Origin of the sequence: Kribbella caucasensis (assembly GCF_004361855.1) — a bacterium.
Taxonomy (GTDB): Bacteria; Actinomycetota; Actinomycetes; order Propionibacteriales; family Kribbellaceae; genus Kribbella; species Kribbella caucasensis.
The window spans coordinates 177965-197000 of record NZ_SNWQ01000019.1 but is presented as its reverse complement, the minus strand read 5'-3'; the positions used below and the strand labels follow the sequence as shown (position 1 = coordinate 197000).

The 19036-nt window shown below is 69.3% G+C and carries 18 protein-coding genes; 3 read left to right on the top strand and 15 right to left on the bottom strand.

Features of this window, described 5'->3' with window-relative positions:
• Positions 1 to 688: 688 nt before the first annotated feature.
• On the top strand, positions 689 to 2671 hold the full coding sequence (locus EV643_RS32595) for a kinetoplast-associated-like protein (RefSeq protein WP_238165948.1): 1983 nt from the start codon (positions 689 to 691) through the stop codon (positions 2669 to 2671).
• Positions 2672 to 2742: 71 nt separating this feature from the next.
• Positions 2743 to 3693: a coiled-coil domain-containing protein gene (locus EV643_RS32590; protein ID WP_133804024.1), complete on the top strand. Its 951-nt coding sequence runs from the start codon at positions 2743 to 2745 to the stop codon at positions 3691 to 3693.
• Positions 3694 to 3760: 67 nt separating this feature from the next.
• Here the strand turns inward: EV643_RS32590 and EV643_RS32585 are convergent, their stop codons facing one another.
• Positions 3761 to 4654, bottom strand: coding sequence for an HhH-GPD family protein (locus tag EV643_RS32585; RefSeq protein WP_133804023.1), 894 nt, complete (start codon positions 4652 to 4654; stop codon positions 3761 to 3763).
• Between the two features lie 32 nt (positions 4655 to 4686).
• On the opposite strand from EV643_RS32585, the gene EV643_RS32580 reads away from it, so the two are divergent.
• Positions 4687 to 5367, top strand: coding sequence for a hypothetical protein (locus tag EV643_RS32580; RefSeq protein WP_133804022.1), 681 nt, complete (start codon positions 4687 to 4689; stop codon positions 5365 to 5367).
• On the opposite strand, the gene EV643_RS32575 is transcribed toward EV643_RS32580, so the two are convergent.
• From EV643_RS32575 to EV643_RS32510, 14 genes are all read right to left on the bottom strand, one after another.
• Complete coding sequence (locus tag EV643_RS32575) at positions 5364 to 6875, bottom strand: DHA2 family efflux MFS transporter permease subunit (protein WP_202869860.1); 1512 nt, start codon at positions 6873 to 6875, stop codon at positions 5364 to 5366. The genes EV643_RS32580 and EV643_RS32575 overlap by 4 nt on opposite strands.
• Positions 6851 to 7423, bottom strand: a complete 573-nt coding sequence (locus EV643_RS32570; RefSeq protein ID WP_202869859.1) for a PadR family transcriptional regulator — start codon at positions 7421 to 7423, stop codon at positions 6851 to 6853. Before EV643_RS32570 ends, EV643_RS32575 begins: the two co-directional genes overlap by 25 nt.
• Positions 7424 to 7555: 132 nt before the next feature.
• The gene (locus EV643_RS32565) at positions 7556 to 7807 is read right to left on the bottom strand and encodes a type II toxin-antitoxin system RelE family toxin (RefSeq protein ID WP_133804021.1); all 252 of its coding nucleotides are present in this window, start codon (positions 7805 to 7807) and stop codon (positions 7556 to 7558) included.
• Entirely contained in the window at positions 7804 to 8088 is a 285-nt protein-coding gene (locus EV643_RS32560; protein ID WP_133804020.1) for a type II toxin-antitoxin system Phd/YefM family antitoxin, read from the bottom strand. Before EV643_RS32560 ends, EV643_RS32565 begins: the two co-directional genes overlap by 4 nt.
• Positions 8089 to 8161: 73 nt before the next feature.
• Positions 8162 to 9217, bottom strand: a complete 1056-nt coding sequence (disA, locus tag EV643_RS32555) for a DNA integrity scanning diadenylate cyclase DisA (protein ID WP_133804037.1) — start codon at positions 9215 to 9217, stop codon at positions 8162 to 8164.
• A 220-nt stretch (positions 9218 to 9437) separates the two neighbouring features.
• On the bottom strand, positions 9438 to 10376 hold the full coding sequence (locus EV643_RS32550) for a beta-ketoacyl-ACP synthase III (protein ID WP_133804019.1): 939 nt from the start codon (positions 10374 to 10376) through the stop codon (positions 9438 to 9440).
• A gap of 126 nt (positions 10377 to 10502) precedes the next feature.
• Positions 10503 to 11912: a DNA repair protein RadA gene (gene radA / locus EV643_RS32545; RefSeq protein ID WP_133804018.1), complete on the bottom strand. Its 1410-nt coding sequence runs from the start codon at positions 11910 to 11912 to the stop codon at positions 10503 to 10505.
• 10 nt (positions 11913 to 11922) lie between these two features.
• Positions 11923 to 13254, bottom strand: coding sequence for a hypothetical protein (locus EV643_RS32540; protein ID WP_133804017.1), 1332 nt, complete (start codon positions 13252 to 13254; stop codon positions 11923 to 11925).
• The gene (locus EV643_RS32535) at positions 13251 to 15026 is read right to left on the bottom strand and encodes an ABC transporter permease subunit (protein WP_133804016.1); all 1776 of its coding nucleotides are present in this window, start codon (positions 15024 to 15026) and stop codon (positions 13251 to 13253) included. Before EV643_RS32535 ends, EV643_RS32540 begins: the two co-directional genes overlap by 4 nt.
• Entirely contained in the window at positions 15026 to 16270 is a 1245-nt protein-coding gene (locus EV643_RS32530) for an ABC transporter substrate-binding protein (RefSeq protein ID WP_133804015.1), read from the bottom strand. Before EV643_RS32530 ends, EV643_RS32535 begins: the two co-directional genes overlap by 1 nt.
• Positions 16267 to 16815, bottom strand: a complete 549-nt coding sequence (locus tag EV643_RS32525) for a P-loop NTPase family protein (RefSeq protein WP_133804014.1) — start codon at positions 16813 to 16815, stop codon at positions 16267 to 16269. Before EV643_RS32525 ends, EV643_RS32530 begins: the two co-directional genes overlap by 4 nt.
• Positions 16816 to 16882: 67 nt before the next feature.
• Positions 16883 to 18106: an RNA polymerase sigma factor gene (locus tag EV643_RS32520; RefSeq protein ID WP_238165946.1), complete on the bottom strand. Its 1224-nt coding sequence runs from the start codon at positions 18104 to 18106 to the stop codon at positions 16883 to 16885.
• A 1-nt stretch (position 18107) separates the two neighbouring features.
• Positions 18108 to 18506: a YciI family protein gene (locus EV643_RS32515; RefSeq protein ID WP_133804012.1), complete on the bottom strand. Its 399-nt coding sequence runs from the start codon at positions 18504 to 18506 to the stop codon at positions 18108 to 18110.
• A gap of 10 nt (positions 18507 to 18516) precedes the next feature.
• Positions 18517 to 18963 (bottom strand): hypothetical protein, encoded by a 447-nt coding sequence (locus EV643_RS32510; protein ID WP_166665656.1) that lies wholly within the window; start codon positions 18961 to 18963, stop codon positions 18517 to 18519.
• Positions 18964 to 19036: the final 73 nt, after the last annotated feature.

Sequence of the window (19036 nt, the reverse complement as noted above, 5' to 3'; positions counted from 1 at the left end):
GAACTGTCTCGACAACAGCCAGTGTTCAGAGGCCACGAGCCCCTACCCCGCAGGCAGAGACCGCGTGTCGTGCCCGGTCAAGATCGAAGAGCCCCAATGCGCGGCGATGGCCGCGGCGAGGCCGCCACAGACAACGGTGCCGATCACAGCCGGTGAAGTCGAGCAACCCGATCGGCCTTGAACGGCGAGGCCCGCCCAGGCCGTACCGGTGACGAGTGCGATCGCCACAGAGCCCCACCCGCGCACCTGTCGCCGGATGCGGAATCTGTCCGCATACAAGCGATCCGCGAGCACCAAGGCGATGATCGCGACCGGCAGAACGAGTGCGGAACTCCGGCCGCTGACGGGCTGAGTGGTGGCCCGCCAGAGGTAACAGCCTGTACTGGAGGAGCCTGGTAGCAGGATGGAAAACCCTGCGCCCACTGCGAGACACGCGAGCGTCACACCCTGCCAGCGGGTTCGGCGTAAGGTCCTTCGGTGTCGCAGTTCCTCGGTTCGGAGCAGGGCCGCCGCTGCCTCCGACTCGGTGGGCAGATCGCGCAGCGGCATGAAAAGAAGTTACCCGTAGCCGGATCTCGCTCGTTGTAAGAGCATGACCGAGCACCTGCTGACGCCTGCAGGTCACAACACGTACACAACTGGACCCGGACTGTTGGAGAGGGGGCCGGAGATGGAATCATCTCGTCGCATGGACGCACCGCGTCTGCCCCTGACCCAGGAACCGGTCGCCGACGCCGGTTCCTTTGGCGTGCGGCAAGCGGGTGGCGTGCTGGAGCGCGCGCAGCGGATCGCGGACACTTTGCGCGAGCAGGCCGAGCTGGAGAACGACTCGGCGCTGGTGGAAGCGGAGCGGATCCGCGCCGAGGCCGCCCGGGTTCGGGCCGAGGCGGAAGCCGTCGCCCAGAAGGAGCGCGCCGACGCGACCTCGTCCGCCGAGCGGCTGCTGACCGACACCGAGCGCGCCGCCGAGCAGTTGCGGCGGGAGTCCCAGGCCGACGCGGATCGGATCCGGACCGAGGCGCTGGACGAAGCCGAGCGGGTTCAGTCGTCGGCGGCCGCCGAGGCGCGCCGGCTGACCGAGGAGACCGCGGCCGAGGTCAAGCGGTTGCGGGACGAGACGATCGCAGAGGCCGAGCGGGTCCGCAGCGAGGCGATCGCGACGGCCGAGCGGCTCAAGTCCGAATCCGAATCCGCCGCCCAGCGGTTGCGGACCGAAGTAGCTGACGAGGTCGCTCAGCGCCGGTCCGAGTCCGAGACCGCGGCCGACCGGTTGCGCACCGACACGCAGCGGGCGGCCGACGAGCTGCGGGCCGAGTCTCAGGTCGCCGCCGCCCGCCGGGTGGCCGAGGCCGAGGCCGAAGCCGCGCGGCTCAAGGAAGAGGCGGACGAGCTGTTCGACGAGGCCAAGCAGGCCCGCGAGCTCGCGCACCAGACGGTCGAGCGGGCCAGCCGCGAGGCCCAGCAGTTGGTCGCCGACGCCGGCAACCAGGCCGCCCTGGTCTCCCAGGCCGCGGTCCGCAACGAGGCCGACGTGATCTCCCGCGCCGAGGCCGAGGCGAAGGATCTGCGGGTCGCCGTGGAGCGCGAGGTCGAGGCCGCCCGCGAGCGGTCCCGGATCGAGATCTCCGCCGCGCACGCCGAGATCGAGCGGCTCCGGGGCGAGAACCGGGCCGAGCTGGAGCGGCGTACCGCCGAGCTGGAGGAGACCGAGCGGGCGAAGCTGGCCGCCATCTCACTGGAGATCGACAAGCTCCGGGCCGAGGCGGTCGAGGAGATCGCCCGGCAGAAGGCCGAGGCCGAGGCGTCGAACGAGCGGCTGATGGCCGACGCGCGAGCCCAGGCCAAACTCGTTGTGGACAGCATCGAGGCCGACCGCCGGACGGCGTCCGCCGAGGCGCAGCGAATCGTCGAGGACGCGAACAAGTCGGCCGAGCTGGCTTTGGCCGAGGCCGAGAAGCAGACCGCGTGGAGCAGGAAGACGGTCAACGGCCTCGTCGCGGCCGCCGAGTCGGAGGCGCAGGCGATCCGGGACAAGGCAGCCGCCGAAGCGACCGAGTTCCTCCGGCAGAAGCGGGCCCACCTGCGCCGGGTGGTCGGCCGCTCGACCAGCCGGCTCAAGGCGACCCAGGAAGAGATCGCCCGGATCAACGCCGAGCAGACCACCAAGGCCGAGGCCGCGCTCAGGTCCGCGACCGCCCAGGCGGAGGCCGCGCTGGATTCGGCCGGTCAGCAGGCCGAGCGGCTGACGGTCCAGGCCAAGGCCAAGGCCGAGCGGCTCAAGGCCCTGGCCGACGCGGAGGCCAAGGAGATCATCGATCGGGCCCACCGCCGGGAGGCCGAGGCGGAGGCCAGCACCCAGGTGCTGCGCGAGCGGGCCGCGAACGACCTGTCCCAGGCCCAGCGGCAGTCGCACGACCTGATCCGCAAGTCCCGCGCCGACGCGCAAGCGCTCGAGGCGCAGGCCCGCGAGCACGCCGACGAGTTGCGTGCCCAGGCCCGGAAACTTCTCGCCGACGCCGAGGCGAGGGTCGCGGCTTTGAACCAGCGCCGTGATGAGATCACCAAGGAGCTCACCCAGCTTTCGGGTGTGATCGAGGCACTCGCTGTACCTGGCTTCCGCCCGAGTGGTGGAATGTCCTCCAGCGAGGGTTCCACGGGGGAATCAGGATGAGGACGTGACAGTCAGATCCTTGTCAGTGACAATGTGTGATCCACCCACCCACCGAAGTGAGCATCTGAGACATGAGCAGTGAATCACCAACTCCGTTCCGCACCGTTCTGCGTGGCTACGAGCCTGCCCAGGTGGACCAGCACGTTCGGGAGCTGACCACTTCGCTGACCGCACTGCAGCAGCAGTCCGAGCAGCTGCAGCGGCACGTCCAGGAGCTGCAGTCGAGGACGGACGCCGCCGAGGCCGCGGTCATCTCGGCCCAGGACGACTCCAAGGACCGGACGCCGACGTTCACCGAGTTCGGTGAGCGCGTAGCGAAGATCCTGTCGCTCGCCGACGACGAGGCGCGTGACCTGGTCACCCGGGCCCGGTCCGACGCGGAGGCGATCGTCGCCGACGCCGAGGCGCACGCGAAGAAGGTCCGCAAGGAAGCAGAGCAGTACTCGCTGGACTGGAAGAGCGAGGTCGACGCCGAGGCCGCCCGCATCCTCGAGGAAGCCCGCACCCAGGCCGATGACATGCGTGACGAGGCCGAGCGGGACGCCAACGCGCGCCGCAGCGAGGCCCAGGCGCTGTACGAGCAGGAGCGGGCCAAGTCCGCCCAGGCAGCGGCCGCTTTCGAGACCACCCTGGCCGAGCGCCGTGGCAAGGTCGAGCAGGAGTTCGCCGCCCGGACGGCCCTGGCCGAGCAGCAGCTGGCCGCGGTCACCGACCGCGCCGCCCAGGTGCAGCGCGAGGCCGACCGGGCCCGGTCCGAGGCCGAGCGGCTGGCCCAGCAGCAGCTGGCCGACGCCAACCGGCAGGCCCAGGAGATCGTTGCCGCGGCCAAGGACAAGGCCGAGCGGATCCGGGCCGAGTCCGAGCGCGAGCTCGCCGCCGCGACCCAGCGCCGGGACAGCATCAACGCGCAGCTGACCAACGTCCGCCAGATGCTGGCGACGCTGTCCGGCAGCCCCGCGATGCCGCTCGACCTGCTCGCCGACGACGACGAGGAAGCTGCCACCAGCAGCAAGAAGAACTGAGTACCACCGGTACTACGCGCCTAGGCCGGCCTCGGGTTCCCCCGGGCGCCGGCCTTCGCCGTTCCAGTCAGCTGGGTAGGCGGTAGTGGTTGTGGGGGAGGGGGTCGACCAGGCCGTCGGTGATGAGGGTGTGGAGGGCCCGTTCGCGTTGCTGGTGGTGTGGCCAGCACGTGTCGAGGGTGGCCTTGGGGACGGGAGTCGTGGCGTCCCGGAGTACGGCGAGGAGGCGGCCGCGGACCTGGCGGTCGGTGCCCTCGTACGTCTGGCCCCGGCGCGGTGGACCGTCGTACGGGGGGCTGCCGGCGAGGTACCAGGCGCAGTGGCCGGTGATCGGGCAGTCGGAGCACCGCGGGACGCGCGCAGTACAGACCAGGGCGCCGAGTTCCATCGTGGCGACGGCCCAGCGGGCTGCTGTCGGCTCGTCGTCCGGTAGGGCCGCGACTGCGAGACGCTGGTCGGCTGCGGTCGGGGAGATGCTCGGCTGCGCGGTCCCGGTGAGGGCCCGGGCGAACACGCGGCGCACGTTGGTGTCCACGACCGCGTGCCGCTGGCCGAACGCGAACGAGGCGATCGCGGCAGCGGTGTACGTCCCGACACCCGGCAGGGCGAGCAGTGCGTCGTGACGGTCGGGCACCTCGCCGCCGTGCTGCTCCACAATCGCCCGAGCCGCCGCGTGCAGCCGCAGGGCGCGTCTGGGGTACCCGAGCCGGTCCCAGGCCCGCACAGCCTCACCTGGAGCCTCTGCGGCCAGGTCCGCCGGCTTCGGCCACCGCTTCATCCACGTCTCGTACGCCGGGAGCACCCGCGCGACCGGAGTCTGCTGCAGCATGAACTCGCTGACCATCACCGCCCAGGCCCCGGCACCGGGCTCTCGCCAGGGCAGCGTGCGGGCGTTCGCGGCGTACCAGCGCAGTACGGGCGCGTGCAGGGCTGTTGCGAGGGGGAGCGGCGAGTCTGACATGGCGGGGTCAATCCTGACATTAAGGTGCCAGCATGAGCAGCCTGCTCCGTCCGGTCGGGCATCTGCCCGCCAGCGTCTACTGGTTCCGTCGGGCGCTCTTGCTCGGCGTGCTGGTGGTTCTGGTGGTGCTGCTGGCCCGTCTGCCCGGTGGTGGCGGCGATGACCCACAGAACTCGGCTGCCACTGACCCGGGCCAGAACGGGACCTCCGGACCGACCCTGTTGCCGACCAGCACCCCGTCGGGCGGCCGGACCTCCGGGACGGCCGACAAGACCACGACGACAGGCAAGACCACCGGGGCGGGGAAGACCACGGAGACCCCGAAGGACCTGAAGTGCGGCGGCGGGGACATCCGGATCGCGGTCCTGCCGGCCGTCCGGACGATCACCTCGGGCGGTGCGATGAACTTCGCGGTTCAGCTCAGCGCGATCCGGGAGGAGTGCAAGGCGGCGATCGACCCGACCCTGCTGTCGCTCACCATCACATCCGGCCAGGACCAGATTTGGACCACCAGCCACTGCGAGCAGGCGATCCCGCGCGCGACCCTGATCGTGGCCAAGGGCAAGGAGTCGACCAGCACCGTGCTCTGGAACGGCCGCCGCTCCGGGCCGGGCTGCCTCCCGGGCCAGCCGCTGGCGAAGGCCGGCACCTATGTGGCCAAAGCCGTCTACGACGGACAGGCCTCGACTCCACAGGCGTTCTACGTCGTCTAGGCCTCGGCCTTCTTGACCGCGTCCACTGGGCGCTGCTGCAGGTGGTCAGGTCGCACGAACAGCAAGGCGGCGACCAATCCGATCAGCACGACGGCAGCGGGCAGCATCAGCGACTGCGCCATCGCGTCGCTGAAGCCCTGATGCAGGGCCTCTGGCAGCTTCCCGCCACCAGCGCCCTCGGCCCCGACCGATCCGCCCGCGGCGGCCGGCAGGTTGGCGGCCAATCGCGACTCCATCAGTGCCGCGATGCCAGCGCTGCCGAGGACCGCGCCGACCTGACGAGTGGTGTTGTAGACACCGGCACCCGCGCCCGCCTGGTGCATCGGAAGGTTGCGGGTCGCGGTGCTGCCGAGCGGTGCCCACATGAAGCCGTTCGCCACACCCAGCAATGCGATCGGCAGCAACAGTTCCCAGATCGGCACGGCCGGTTCGATCACCTGGCTCAGCCAGAACAGCGCCACCGAGCAGCACAGCAACCCGAAGCCCGCGATGTACCGCGGCGACGCCTTGTCGGTGAGCCGTCCCACGAACGGCGCCAGCGCACCCGAGATCACCGCCATCGGCACCAGCAGCAACGCCGCCCGCGTCGGGCTGAGACCGCGCACGGTCTGCGCGTACAGCATCAACGGGAACGCCATCGCGGTGATCGCGAACCCGACCGTGGTGATCGCCGTGTTCGCCAGCGAGAAGTTGCGGTCCTTGAACAGCGTCAGCGGCAACAGCGGCTCGCTCTTGGTGCGCGCCTGCCAGAGCAGGAACAACGCGATCACCACCAGGCCGGCGATGATCAGCGACCAGACCGAGAGCGGTCCGCTGATCTGGCCCCAGTCGTACTTCTGCCCTTCCTGGATGCCGAACACCAGGCAGAACAGGCCGATCGTGCTCAACGCGACCCCGAGCAGGTCGAACTTGTGCTCGTGCGTCGGCAGGTCCGGCACCAACCGCATCGCCAGCACGAACCCGACCACGCCGACCGGTGCGTTGACGAAGAAGATCCACTCCCAGCCGAGCCCGTCGACCAGTACGCCGCCGAGGATCGGCCCGACCAGTACCGCGGCCCCGGCGGTCGCGCCCCACAGGCTCATCGCGCGACCACGCTGGTCCGCCGGGAAGATCCGGGTGATCACCGCCATCGTCTGCGGCGTCATCATCGAGGCACCGAGCCCCTGGAACACCCGCGCGACGATGAGCATCTCGATCGTGCCGGTCAGTCCGCACCAGACCGACGCGAGGGTGAACACCGCGAGCCCGGTCAGGTACAGCTTCTTCGGGCCGAACCGGTCGCCGAGCCGGCCGGTGATGAGCAGCGGTACGGCGTACGCGAGCAGGTAGGCGCTGGTCACCCAGACGACCGTGCCGACGTCGGAGTGCAGGTCGGTCAGGATGGCCGGCGTCGCCACCGAGACGATGGTGGAGTCGACCAGAATCATGAAGAATCCCAGGACCAGGGCCCAGAGCGCGGGCCACGGACGGAGCTCCGGCTTCAGTTCTTGGTGCGGTAAGGCCATGGCAAGTCCAAGCTCCCGATCCTGTCGATGATGGTCCGCAGCCAGCTGAGCTCTGCCACGGCTTGGATGCGCAGGTAGTCCGCGACGTACCAGTACGCCTCCTCGAGGCCCTCTGACCTGACCTTCGCGATGGTCGCGTCGAGGTCGTCCACCTGCTCCTGCAGAAGCTCTACCCGCCGGGTCAGCAGCCGGACCGTCTCGTCGGCCGGCAGGTTGTGCGCCTCACTCAGTGCGACCGGGAACCTCGGGTACTCGTACTCCGGTGTCTCGATCGTGCGGCCGATCGCCCGGCGCAGTGCCGCATCACCTTCCGGGGTGATCGCGTACGTCGTCCGCTCCGGTCGGTTGCCGGCCCGGTCGGTGCCGGTCGCCTCGACCAATCGCTGCCCGGCCAGCCGCTCGACCGTGTGGTAAACGGTGCCCAGCCGAACCTTGACCAGGCGGTCCTCCTCCCGGCTGAGGAGCAGCTGGTACAGCTCGTACGCGTGCATCGGCTTCTCGTTGAGCACCGCCAGCACCGCGATCCCCAACGGCGTCAACTCCGCCAAAACTCCTCCGCATGGATTGATCCACACCAACTAGTCCACGTGGAGTATTACTCGCTGAAGCACCCACATGCAACCCCGGTTCAAGGGGTGACGGGTGTGCGAGGGCGCTAGGAAGCTACCGACCGTCGGTTGTCATCGCGGCGCTTTCCCCAGCGACCAGACCCGCACGGTGTCGTCGTCGACGTCGTACATGACCCGGTAGTCGCCCAGATGGAGTCGATACAACAGGCTGTCGCCTAGGTGAACACTGCCCGCAGGCTCGGGGTTGCGGGCCAGTGAATTCACCATCGCCATCAAGCGGCGGGCGGTGACACGGTCGTTCGCGATCAGATCCTTGAACCCCGCCAGGTACGCCTGCTCGTAGATGAGATTCCGCTGGGTCACCTGTTCTGTTCCGCAGCCTCAGCTTCTTCCATCCACTGATCCATCATCCGCTGCGCGTCATCGTTGCTGACCCACACCGGGCCGCGGGCCTTGATCTCCTCGATCACCGCCATGTCGGCCGCGTCTTCAAGCGCCTGGTAGCGCGCCATCAACTCGGGGGAGATCACCACCGCGGCGGGCTTGCCATGGTCGGTGATCATCACCGGCTGGTGCCCGTAGCGGGCCTCGTTGACCAGCTCAGCGGTGCGCCGGTTCGCCTCGGTCATCGTGTAGCTCGACATGGCGTCTAGGCTACTACAGAAATTCCGTAATTTCTGTAGTAGCAGGCTCGCTGGAAGGAACCGTCAGACAGGCCTAGACGTAGCGTTCGAGGATGCTGGATTCGGCTAGGCGGGAGAGGCCTTCGCGGACGGTGCGGGCGCGGTTCTCGCCGACGCCGTCGACGGTTTGCAGGTCGTCGATACTGGCCGCCAGCAGCTTCTGCAGGTGGCCGAAGTGGTCGATCAAGCGGTCGATGACGGCGCCGGGGAGGCGCGGGACCTTGGCGAGCAGGCGGTAGCCGCGCGGGGTGACGGCGGCGTCCAGCTGCTCCGCGCCGCCGAGCTGCAGGGCGCGGGCGACCTGGCCGATGTCGAGCAGGTCGGTCGGGCTCACCGCATCGAGCTCGAGCAGCACGTCGTCCGCCGTCTTGGGCCGGCGACCGCTGGCGGGCGGGAGGTAGTCGCGGACGACCAGCTCGCGTTCGCCGGCGACTCCGGCGACGAGCTCGTTCAGCTGCAGGGTGAGCAGCCGGCCGTCGGTGCCGAGCTCGACCACGTAGCCGTCGATCTCGGTCGCGATCCGGCGGACCATCTCGAGCCGCTGCGCGACCGCGGCCACGTCGCGAACGGTGACCAGGTCCTCGATCTCCAGCGCCGACAGGGTGCCGGACACCTCGTCGAGGCGGAGCTTGTACCGCTCGAGGGTGGCCAGGGCCTGGTTCGCCCGGGACAGGATCGCGCCGGAGTCCTCGAGCACGTAGCGCTGGTCGTCGACGTACAGCGCGATGATGTGCATCGACTGCGACACCGAGATCACCGGGAACCCGCACTGCCGCGCGACCCGGTCGGCGGTGCGGTGCCGGGTGCCGGTCTCCTCGGTCGGGATCGACGGGTCCGGCATCAGGTGCACGGCCGCGCGGAGCATCCGGCTGACATCCCGGTCGAGGATGATCGCGCCGTCCATCTTGCTCAGCTCGCGCAGACCGGTCGCGGAGAACTCGACGTCGATCTCGAAGCCGCCGGTCGAGATCGAGTCGACCGTCTTGTCGTGGCCCAGGACGAGCAGCGCGCCGGTCCGCCCACGCAGGATCCGCTCCAGGCCTTCACGCAGTTCGGTCCCGGGCGCCACGGCCATCAGGGTCGCGCGCATCCGGGCATCGGTGCTGTTCTTGTCGGAATTCGGGGCCACGGTCCCTGAGTCTATGCGGCTCACAGCGGCGGCGTGACCGATATACCCCAAAACCCGCCGGTCGTTGCGGACCGTTATGGAGACCGTTGCAGACGCCCGTGCATCCGATCGTGCAACCGCCCGTGCAGCCGGATCCCTTCGTGGCAAGACATCCGGGGCAGGTGCCGACGGACGACCGCGGTCAGGGGCAGCGGATGATCTGGCCGGCGTAGGAAAGGCCGCCGCCGAAGCCGAACAGCAGAACGTGCGCGCCGGCCGGGATCTCGCGGCGTTCGACCAGCTTGGACAGCGCGATCGGGATGCTGGCGGCCGACGTGTTGCCGGATTCGATCACGTCGCGGGCGATCACGGCGTTGACGGCGCCGAGGCGTTTGGCCAGCGGCTCGATGATTCGCAGGTTCGCCTGGTGCAGTACGACGCCGCCGAGTTCCTCGGGTGTCACACCGCTCTTCTCGCAGATCTGCAGGGCGATCTTCGGCAACTGCGTGGTGGTCCACCGGAAGACGCTCTGGCCTTCCTGAGCGAACTTCCCCTCGCGTCCCTCGATCCGGACCGCATCCGACATCTCCGGCACCGAACCCCAGGTCACCGGGCCGATCTCCGGCTCCTCGGAGGCGACCACCACGGCCGCGCCGGCTCCGTCGCCGACCAGCACACACGTGGTCCGGTCGGTCCAGTCGGCGAAGTCGGTCAGCTTCTCCACGCCGATCACCAGGGCCTTGGTCGCCGCACCCGCACGGATCGCGTGGTCCGCGGTCGCCATCGCGTGGCTGAATCCGGAGCAGGCCGTGTTGACGTCCAGCGCGGCCGGGTTGCCCAGACCGAGCCGGGCCGCGACCCGGGCGGCGATGTTGGGCGACCGGTCGATCGCCGTACAGGTGGCGACGACGACGAGGTCGATCTCGGCCTTGTCCTGACCGGCGTTCGCAACCGCTTTCTCCGCGGCCCGCCAGGCCATCTCGTCGACCTGCTCGTCGGGTGCGGCGATCCGGCGTTCGCGGATGCCGACCCGGCTCTGGATCCACTCGTCGCTGGTTTCCACCATGGTCGCGAGCTCGGCGTTGGTGAGCACTCGTTCTGGCTGGTAGTGGCCGAGCGCGACAACTCTGGATCCGGTCATGAGTGCTCCTCCGAGGGGCCGCGAGGGGGTTGTGGCCGCCACCAGAGTACGTTCCGCACACCCGTGCAGGGGATGCCCGTCTCATCGCTCAACCGCACCCTGTGAGGCGAGCCACAATCCGGCGAGCTACATCAGCCCGGCCGCGTGCATCGTTGCCCGGATGTCTCCGGCCGCGAAGACGCGCAGGCCGTACTTCGCCTGCATGTCCATCGGTTTCAGCTCTTTGCTGCGGTTCGGCACGTCGGCCGGCACGATCGCCTTGGTGAACCCGAGCCGCGCCGCCTCGGCCAGGCGTTTCTCCAGCCCGCCGACCCGCCGGACCTCACCCGCGAGCCCGACCTCACCGATCGCGATCAGGCCCGGGTGGATCGGCTTGTCCAGCACCGACGACGCGACCGCGATCGCGACCGCCAGGTCCGCCACCGGCTCCGCGATCTTCACGCCGCCCACCGTCGCGACGTACACCTCCTGGTCGGTCAGCTTCAGCCTGGCCCGGTTCCCCAGCACCGCGAGCACCATGGCGACCCGCGACGACTCCAGCCCGGACGTCGTACGCCGTGGTTGGGGTGCTGCCGACGGTCCGACCAACGCCTGTACTTCGGCCAGCAGGGGCCGGCGTCCTTCCATCATCACGGTCACACACGTCCCGGCGACGGGCTCCGAGTGCTCCGACACGAACAACCCGGTCGGGTCGGACACCTCGACGATCCCGGTGTCCACCATGTCGAAGCAGCCGACCTCGTCCGACGGGCCGAACCGGTTCTTCGACGCGCGCACCATCCGGAACCCCGAGTGCCGATCGCCGTCGAACGCGAGCACCACGTCGACCAGGTGCTCCAGCATCCGCGGCCCCGCGATCGCGCCGTCCTTGGTGACATGGCCGACCAGGACCACCGCGATGTTGCGCTCCTTCGCCAACCGCACCAGCGCACCGGTCACCTCGCGAACCTGCGTGACCCCGCCGGGCGCGCCGTCGACGTCGGGATGCGCCATCGTCTGCACCGAGTCGATCACCAGGAACGCGGGCTCGACCGCGTCCACCTGCCCGATCACGGCGGACATGTCCGTCTCGGCGGCCAGGTACAGCTCGTCCACCAACGCATCCGTCCGCCCCGCGCGCAACCGGACCTGGGCCGCCGACTCCTCACCGGACACGTAGAGCGTGCGATGACCGTTTCGCGCGGACTGGGCCGCGACCTCCAGCAACAGCGTCGACTTGCCGACCCCTGGTTCGCCCGCGAGCAGGATCACCGCGCCCGGCACGACACCGCCACCGAGCACCCGGTCCAGCTCGCCGATCCCGGTCGGCCGGGACTCGGCCTCGATCGCGGACACCTTGGCGATCGGCATCGCCGGCGACGTCACCGGTCCGGCCGCGATCCGGGCAGCCTTCGGCGCGCCGACCTCGGCGACCGTCCCCCATGCCTGGCACTCGCCGCAGCGCCCGATCCAGCGGGCCGTCGTCCAGCCGCACTCCGAGCACGCGAACGGCGATTTGCCCGCCTTCGATCTGGTCGACCCCGCTGCCTTCACCATGGCTGACAACCTAGGGCAGGCGTCCGACAAAACGCCGGCACCGGTCGGCCTGCCGACGGATCCACCCGACCGCGACCCGCCGAGGACCGTCATCCCGGACGTCCGACGGCTCCCCGCTGGCCCGCGCGGCCTCCAGGTACCGCGTCAGCGTCGCACTCTCGAACCCACGAAACGTCGCACTCTGCTCGAGCAACACGATCGCCCGCTCCGGCTGACCTCCGACGACCTCGGCGGATCCCAAATGCTGCAGACACCGAGCCCGGCCTTCCCGTTCGTCGGTCTCCGCATACAGATGTTCCGCGTGCTGCCACCACTTCTTGGCCTCGAGCGGACTCCGCATCATCCACGCAGCCACGCCGGTCAGTTCCGACGCGTGCGCCTGCCCACCGACGTCACCCGCAGCCGTAGCCTTGGCCGCGGCCGGCCGCAGTTGATCCAGCGCGCCTTCCGCATCCTGCTGATAGAGATGCACGATCGCCAGGTCGATGTGGATGGCGACCTCCGCCGCGAGGTCCGGCCCCGGCCGGCTGAGCCGGGCATCGTCCAACCGGTCCCGCGCGTTCAGTACGGCCTCGTTCCGATCGTTGCCTGCCGGTGCGGATTCCGCTCGCGCGAAATGCAGCAGCGCACGTTCCACTTGCCGCCGCGTCTCCAGTGCCGCCGCGGTCCGGCTGTGCCCGCGCCGCGCCGGCGCCACGTTGTCGGAGATCCCCAGCCGGGTACTCGCCGCTTCCAGATCGCCCATCATCCGGTACGCCGTCGCCGCCCGCGCCGCCGCGAGTTCGGCCAGGTCACGGCGACCGCATCCGTCGGCCAGGGCGGACTGGAAGTCGCACAGCGCCAACAGTTCGACCGGTTCGCGTCGGACGACGTACCAGGCCTCCAGTCCATCGCAGATCCGCGCGAGGTCGTCGACAGTCTCGGGGCCTGGTTTCTCCTTGTCCAGCAGGTCCCGCAGCCGCGCCACGTTCTGCTCGAACCACTCGGCCGCGGCGAACCCGGCCGAGTCCGAGCCGAGTGACACCAACCAGTGCTCGGCGTCCTCGGCCGCCGTACGGAGTTCGCCTGGCTCCGTGGGCGCCGTGGTCCCAGCACGCCAACGGCGATAGCGCCGCAACCCCGCCGGTACGTTGCTGATCACCCAGATCAAGGTGAACAGAGCGGTCAGACTGAACCCCACCACTCTGACCCAGCCACCACTGTCGAGGCTCTGCGACAGCTTGTCACCCAGGAGACCGATCAGCAGACCGGAGGCCAGCGCACTGGCCCCGAAGAAGTCCCCACGTCGCCGGTCCTCTTTGGCGGCAGCCTTCTTCTCAGCGGATGGCTTCTCTTCGCTCACCGCCGACCCCCAACGGTCAACCCGCGCACCACAGTCCGCCAGAACGTCAACAGCAACACCACCGGCACGACGGACGCCACCACAGCCGCCGCGGCCACTGTCCCGCTCGACGCCGAGAACTGCCGCGCCTCACCCCACAACACCAGCGACAGAGGCGTAGTACCGGATCCGCTGATCAGGAAGCCCACGATGAAGTCGTTCCACACCAGGGCGAACTCCAAGACTGCAACAGCAACCAGAGCAGGCCGATACGTCCGCTGCACAGTCGCCAGTACTGCGCTCTGTCGCGCGGGCCCCTGCAGCGCCTCGGCCACCAGCACGGGTGGAGCAGAGGCGAACGCGGACCGCAGCAGCAGTACGGCGAACGGGAGACCAGCAGCCGCGTGGATCAAGCCCAGCGCGATCCGCGACCCCGCGAGTCCTGCTGCACCAATCGCGTCCCGTAGCGGCGCCGCGTACATTTGCACAGGCGTCACCGCCAACACCACGAAGGCGGACGTGACCACTCGGCCCAACCAGGTCGGCAACCCGCCCCAAGCGACCAGATACGCAGTCGGCACAGCGATCACCAGTACTACGACCGTGGCGATCGACGCGATCACCAGCGTCGACAACAACGCACGGAACAGCCCCGCGTTCGCCGCGTCAGTGAACGACTCCAACCCCAACCCGGCAGTCGACCACCAACCGCGCAGCCCGGCCTCGCGCGGCGAGTGGAACGCGGTCGCCACCAGCACGATCGCCGGCAGCACCCAGACCAGACCGACCGCGAACCCCACGGTCCACCCGATCCGCCGCGACCGCCTACTGGGCCTCGGCCTGCGCACCGATCGATCCGCGCCCACCACACTCACCGGCATCGCCCAACGTCGCCGCCGCAATCCGCGCACCCCGATGACCGCAACGGCCGCCACGATCGCGAACAGCACCACCCCGAGTGCCGCAGCACGCCCCGGATCACCACCGGTGCTGGTTGCCCGCCACCAGTTCAGTCCGAGCACATCGGCATCGCGCTGCATCGGCCCGGGCACCACGATCAACACCAGGTCGAATACCCGCACAGCAGCGATCACCAGAGTCAGCGTCACCACACCGGTGATCGGACGGAGCAGCGGAAGCTCGAGCATCCGCAACCGACGCAGACCGGTGACGCCTTCAGCCGCCACCGTGCGACTCACGTCATCCGGGATCGCGTCCAGACCGGCGCGGAACAGCGAGACGACGTACCCGAGCCAGGTCCAGCCGAACGCGGACACCAGCACCAGCCAGAACAACCCCGGTCCCAACCACACCGGACTGGATCCGAAGAGCGCCGTCGACACCGCCGTCACCGTCCCGCGCTCCGGCGCCGGATCGAAGATCAACCGGAACGTCGCACCCGACACCAGGACGGACACGGCGAACGGAATCACCAACGCTGGTTGGAGAAACGACGAGACGCCGGGCAGCCGATAGCTCACCACCGCCAACAGGAACCCGACCACCACCAGGCCGAGTGCGACCCCTACCCAGGCCAGGCTGTTGCCCACGGCATGCAACGCTTCCGGATCGCCCATCACCGCGAAGTTCCCCAGCCCGAAGGACCCGTCCGGCAACCGGAACGCGGCCACGACGGTGATGCCGACAGGGATCAGCAGCAGACTGCTCAACAGCAAGGCCGGCAACCCCAGCAGGTACGGACCGGCCGGGCGGCGCGGCTTGCCGGGGACCGGACGACCGGAGATCTCCCGGCCGACGATCTCGAGCGACAGGCCGTTCGTCTGCAAGCCCATCAGCTCTCCACCTGTTTCAGTTCGGCCAGCGCCGACTCCACCGCCTCCGGTACTACGTCGCTACCGCGATTCCCGATCCGGATCAGGAAATCGGTGAGCACTCGCCACAACCCGTTGAGATCGCCGAGCTGCCCGAGCCGGTCCGACAGGTCGAACTGCGGCGACGAACCAGGTGCCACCAACTGCTCCGCCAACCGCGTGAGCTCAGGCGAGTAACCAGTCGTGCGACCGTCGGCGAGGAAACCGCCGGTCGCGATCCACGGGTCCGCGGCGGCCGGCGCGGCGAGCCGTCGTACCAGGTCGCGGGCGTCGTCGGTGGTCGGACGCGGCAGCACGATCACGTCGCCGCCGACCACCACGGGTGGCGCCGCGCCGCGACTGAGCGCCGGGAAGGTGAACAGGCCGACGTCCGCCGGGTCCACCGCGAACGACCTCACCACAGGTTCGGCGAAGTCCGTCGCGAGCACCATGGCCGCCCGGTGATGACCGAAGACCTCCACGATCGCGTCCGGGAACTGCTGCACCAGCGAACGCTCCACTCCACCAGCCAACGTGCCGGGCGCCGACCACATCGTCCCGAGTAGCCGCAGTGCCGCAGCGAAGGCCGATACCTGCGACGGCCTCGGATCGTCAGCAACAGCCAGTGCACGATAGGCAGCGGGCGCCGAACCGAGCAGCACGTTCTCCAAGAAGTCGGTGAGCACCCAGCCGTCTCCAGCACCCAACGCCAACGGCCGGATCCCCGCGAGCGACAGCGACCGGTTCAGTGCCAACCACTCCGACCAGGTCCTTGGCGGCTCAGCCCCGACCTGCTTCAACACCGACGGCCGGTACCAGATCGCCGACTTGTGCGCCGTCTTGAACGGCAGCCCGTATGTCGTCCCGTCATGCACCAGAAGTTCATCCCAGTACGGCTCTCGGTTGCGATCCACCAGTTCCGCAGGGATCGGATCCAGGTCGCGCAGATGACGCGGTACCAGACCGGGCTGCGGCAGCATCACGATGTCGGGTCGGCGAGCCGACCGTGGACCGAAGGCCGTCGAGATGTCGTCGCCGAGTGGGACCACCTCCACCGGGTACTCCAGGTCGCCGAGGCCGTCGAGCACGCTGTGGAACGCGCGGAGCTCAGTACCGCTCCAGCTCACGGCCACTCGCACACTACGACTCAGGCCCAGCACGTCCGGAGTACAGCCGGACACCGCGGCTGCTGCGACGGCTCCCAGGAACAGTCGACGGCTGATCATTGGCTGAACCCGGTGGTGCGTGCTTCGTCCGTGGTGATGAGCAGGAGGGCCGTCGACCACAGCTCGGGGTTGTGGTCCAACCGGAGCAGCGGTCCCCACGTCGGCAAGCCTGCTGCGTCTTCCAGCACGATCAACGCGGGGTGGGCCCGGAGTGCGCGGGCCACACCGGCCAGGCGGCGACGGCCGGGCGTGATCTCGTGCGGGTAGCGGTCGAGGACGTCTTCGAGGCTACAGCGGGCTGCAGTCATCCGGCTCACGTCCTCGGCAGCCTTCCGGGTCACGCGGTGGGTCACTGTATGGCCGTGCATGACGTTGCCCAGCACGGTGAGGTGCGGCAACAGACCACCTTCGGCAGGGACCAGGCGGACCACACCGGCGGTCTTGAGCACCGCTCCGGCTGGTGGTTCGTCCAGACCGACGATCAGGTCGGCGCAGTGACGGGCTTCTGCCGCAGTGGGGACCACCAGGGCTCGCTGCTCGCCTACGTCGATGCGGAGTCGCTCGGGCAAACCGGGCAGCAACCGTTCGAGCAGCAGTCCGTCCATCCCGGCGTGGCGCCTCCCCAGTTCAGTGGCGAGTGCCCACCCTAGGGGGACTACCGGCTCACCGCAGCTAGGCGCGTGTCAGGCGGGCTGCGCGGTCGAGCAGGTAGCGCTGCTCCGGGACGCTGGTGGTCTGCTTGGCCGCAAGCCGGTATTGCTCTGCCGCCGCATCAATCTCACCGGCCGTCTCCAGCAGGTGTGCCCGGACCGCTGCGAGCCGATGGTGTTCGGTGAAGCGCTTGTCGTCGGCCAGCTTGTCCAGCAACCGCAGCCCGGCCGTCGGCCCGTGCACCATCCCGGCGGCGACAGCGAGGTTCAGGGTGACCAGCGGGTTGTCGGTCGCCTGCCGCAGGAGTCCGTACAGGCCGAGGATCTGCTTCCAGTCGGTGTCCGCGGCGTCGGCCGCCTCGTCGTGCACGGCGGCGATCGCGGCCTGCAGTTGGTACGGTCCGGCCGGGCCGCGAGTCATCGCCGCGGTCAGCAGGTCGGTGCCCTCGGCAATCATCTCGGCGTTCCAGCGTCGGCGGTCCTGCTCATGCATCGGAACCAGCAGGCCGTTCGGATCGGTACGGGCCGGCCGTCGGGCGTCGGTCAGCAGCATCAGGGCCAGCAGTCCCGCGACCTCGCCGTCGGCGGGCAGCAAGCGGTGCAGCATCCGGGTCAGCCGGATCGCCTCGGCCGACAACTCGACCCGGTTCAGCTCGGGGCCGGAGGTGGCGGTGTAGCCCTCGTTGAAGATCAGGTACAAGACCTGCAGGACGGCATCCAGGCGCTCGGCGCGATCCTTGGGCGACGGGAGCCGGAAGGTTGATCCCGCGGCCTTGATCCGCTGCTTGGCCCGGGTGATCCGCTGGGCCATCGTCGGCAGCGGCAGCAGATAGGCATGCGCGATCTCTTCGGTGGTGAGGCCGCCGACCGCACGCAGGGTCAGCGCGACCTGCGACTCGCGGCTCAGTACCGGATGACAGCAGAGGAACAGCAGGACCAGCGAGTCGTCCTGATCCGCTTCCGGTGGCCCTTCGGCGGGCGGTAGCCGGCGGGTGGCGTCGACATCCTCGCGGTCGCGGCGGGCCTGGTCCTGGCGCAGTTGGTCGATCAGCTTCCGAGACGCAACCCGGATCAGCCACGGCCGCGGATCGGTCGGGACGCCGTCGACCGGCCACTGCGTCGCGGCCACCAGCAACGCCTCCTGGACTGCGTCCTCGGCGGCGTCGAAATGGCCGTAGCGCCGGACGAGCGCACCGAGGACCTGCGGCGCGAGGTCACGCAGCAGGTCCTCGATCCGATCGCTCACCTCAGCTCCCGGCCGGAGCGGCCCCATCGGCCGGGACTGACCCTTCGGCACCGTCCGGGATCGGCCGGATCTCGATCGTGTCGCCGACCGCCTCGGCGATCCGGGCGGCGATCTCCACCGCCCGGTCGTGGCTGGCCGTGTCCACGATCGCGTAGCTGGCGAGCACCTCCTTGGACTCGGCGTACGGGCCGTCCACCGCGACCGCGCCACCCTCGCCCTTGCGCACCGTGGTGGTCAGCGACGGGTGCGCGAGCCCTTCGGTCGCGACGAACTCACCGGACTCGGTCAGCTCCTTGCCGAGGTCCTCGTAGAACTGGCACATCGCGAGGAACTCCGGGCTTTCGATGTCCACCGAGTCCCAGTCGGCCTTGTTCGTGTAGGCGAGCAAGATGTACTTCACGGTCGTCTCCTCAGCGCTCGGTTCTCGTCATTGTGGACTCGTAGCCGCCACCACCGGGATACACCCAGGCGCCGTCCATCCGGGTGTCGCCGGCCGAGAACGTGCCCCGGAAGTACGCCGGCGAGCCCTTCTGCCCGCCCCAGATGGTCAGCGTGTCGCCCTCGAGTTCGTACACGTAGTCGAGGGTGTTCCCCTCGCTGTCGTAGAACCTGGACTTGACGTCCTCACCAGGTCCTTCACCGAACGGCCGCTCGTTGCCGATCACTTCGAACCCGTTGATGTCGTGCCCGCCTTGGTCCATCCGGACCCGCTGGATCAGGAAGTAGCCGCCGTCCATCCACTCGTACGTGACGGTGCCGGTGGTGCCGCCGGAGACGGTCCAGGTACCGACCAGCCGGTCGAGCGCGCGGAGGGCTTCGCTGGGCTTGGGAACGGGAGGGAATTCGTACTCGGTCATGTCGGGGTCCATCCTTTCGAGGTTGCTCTGACGCCGGTACCTCGAAGCCGCTGGACCCCATTCGACAGCTCGC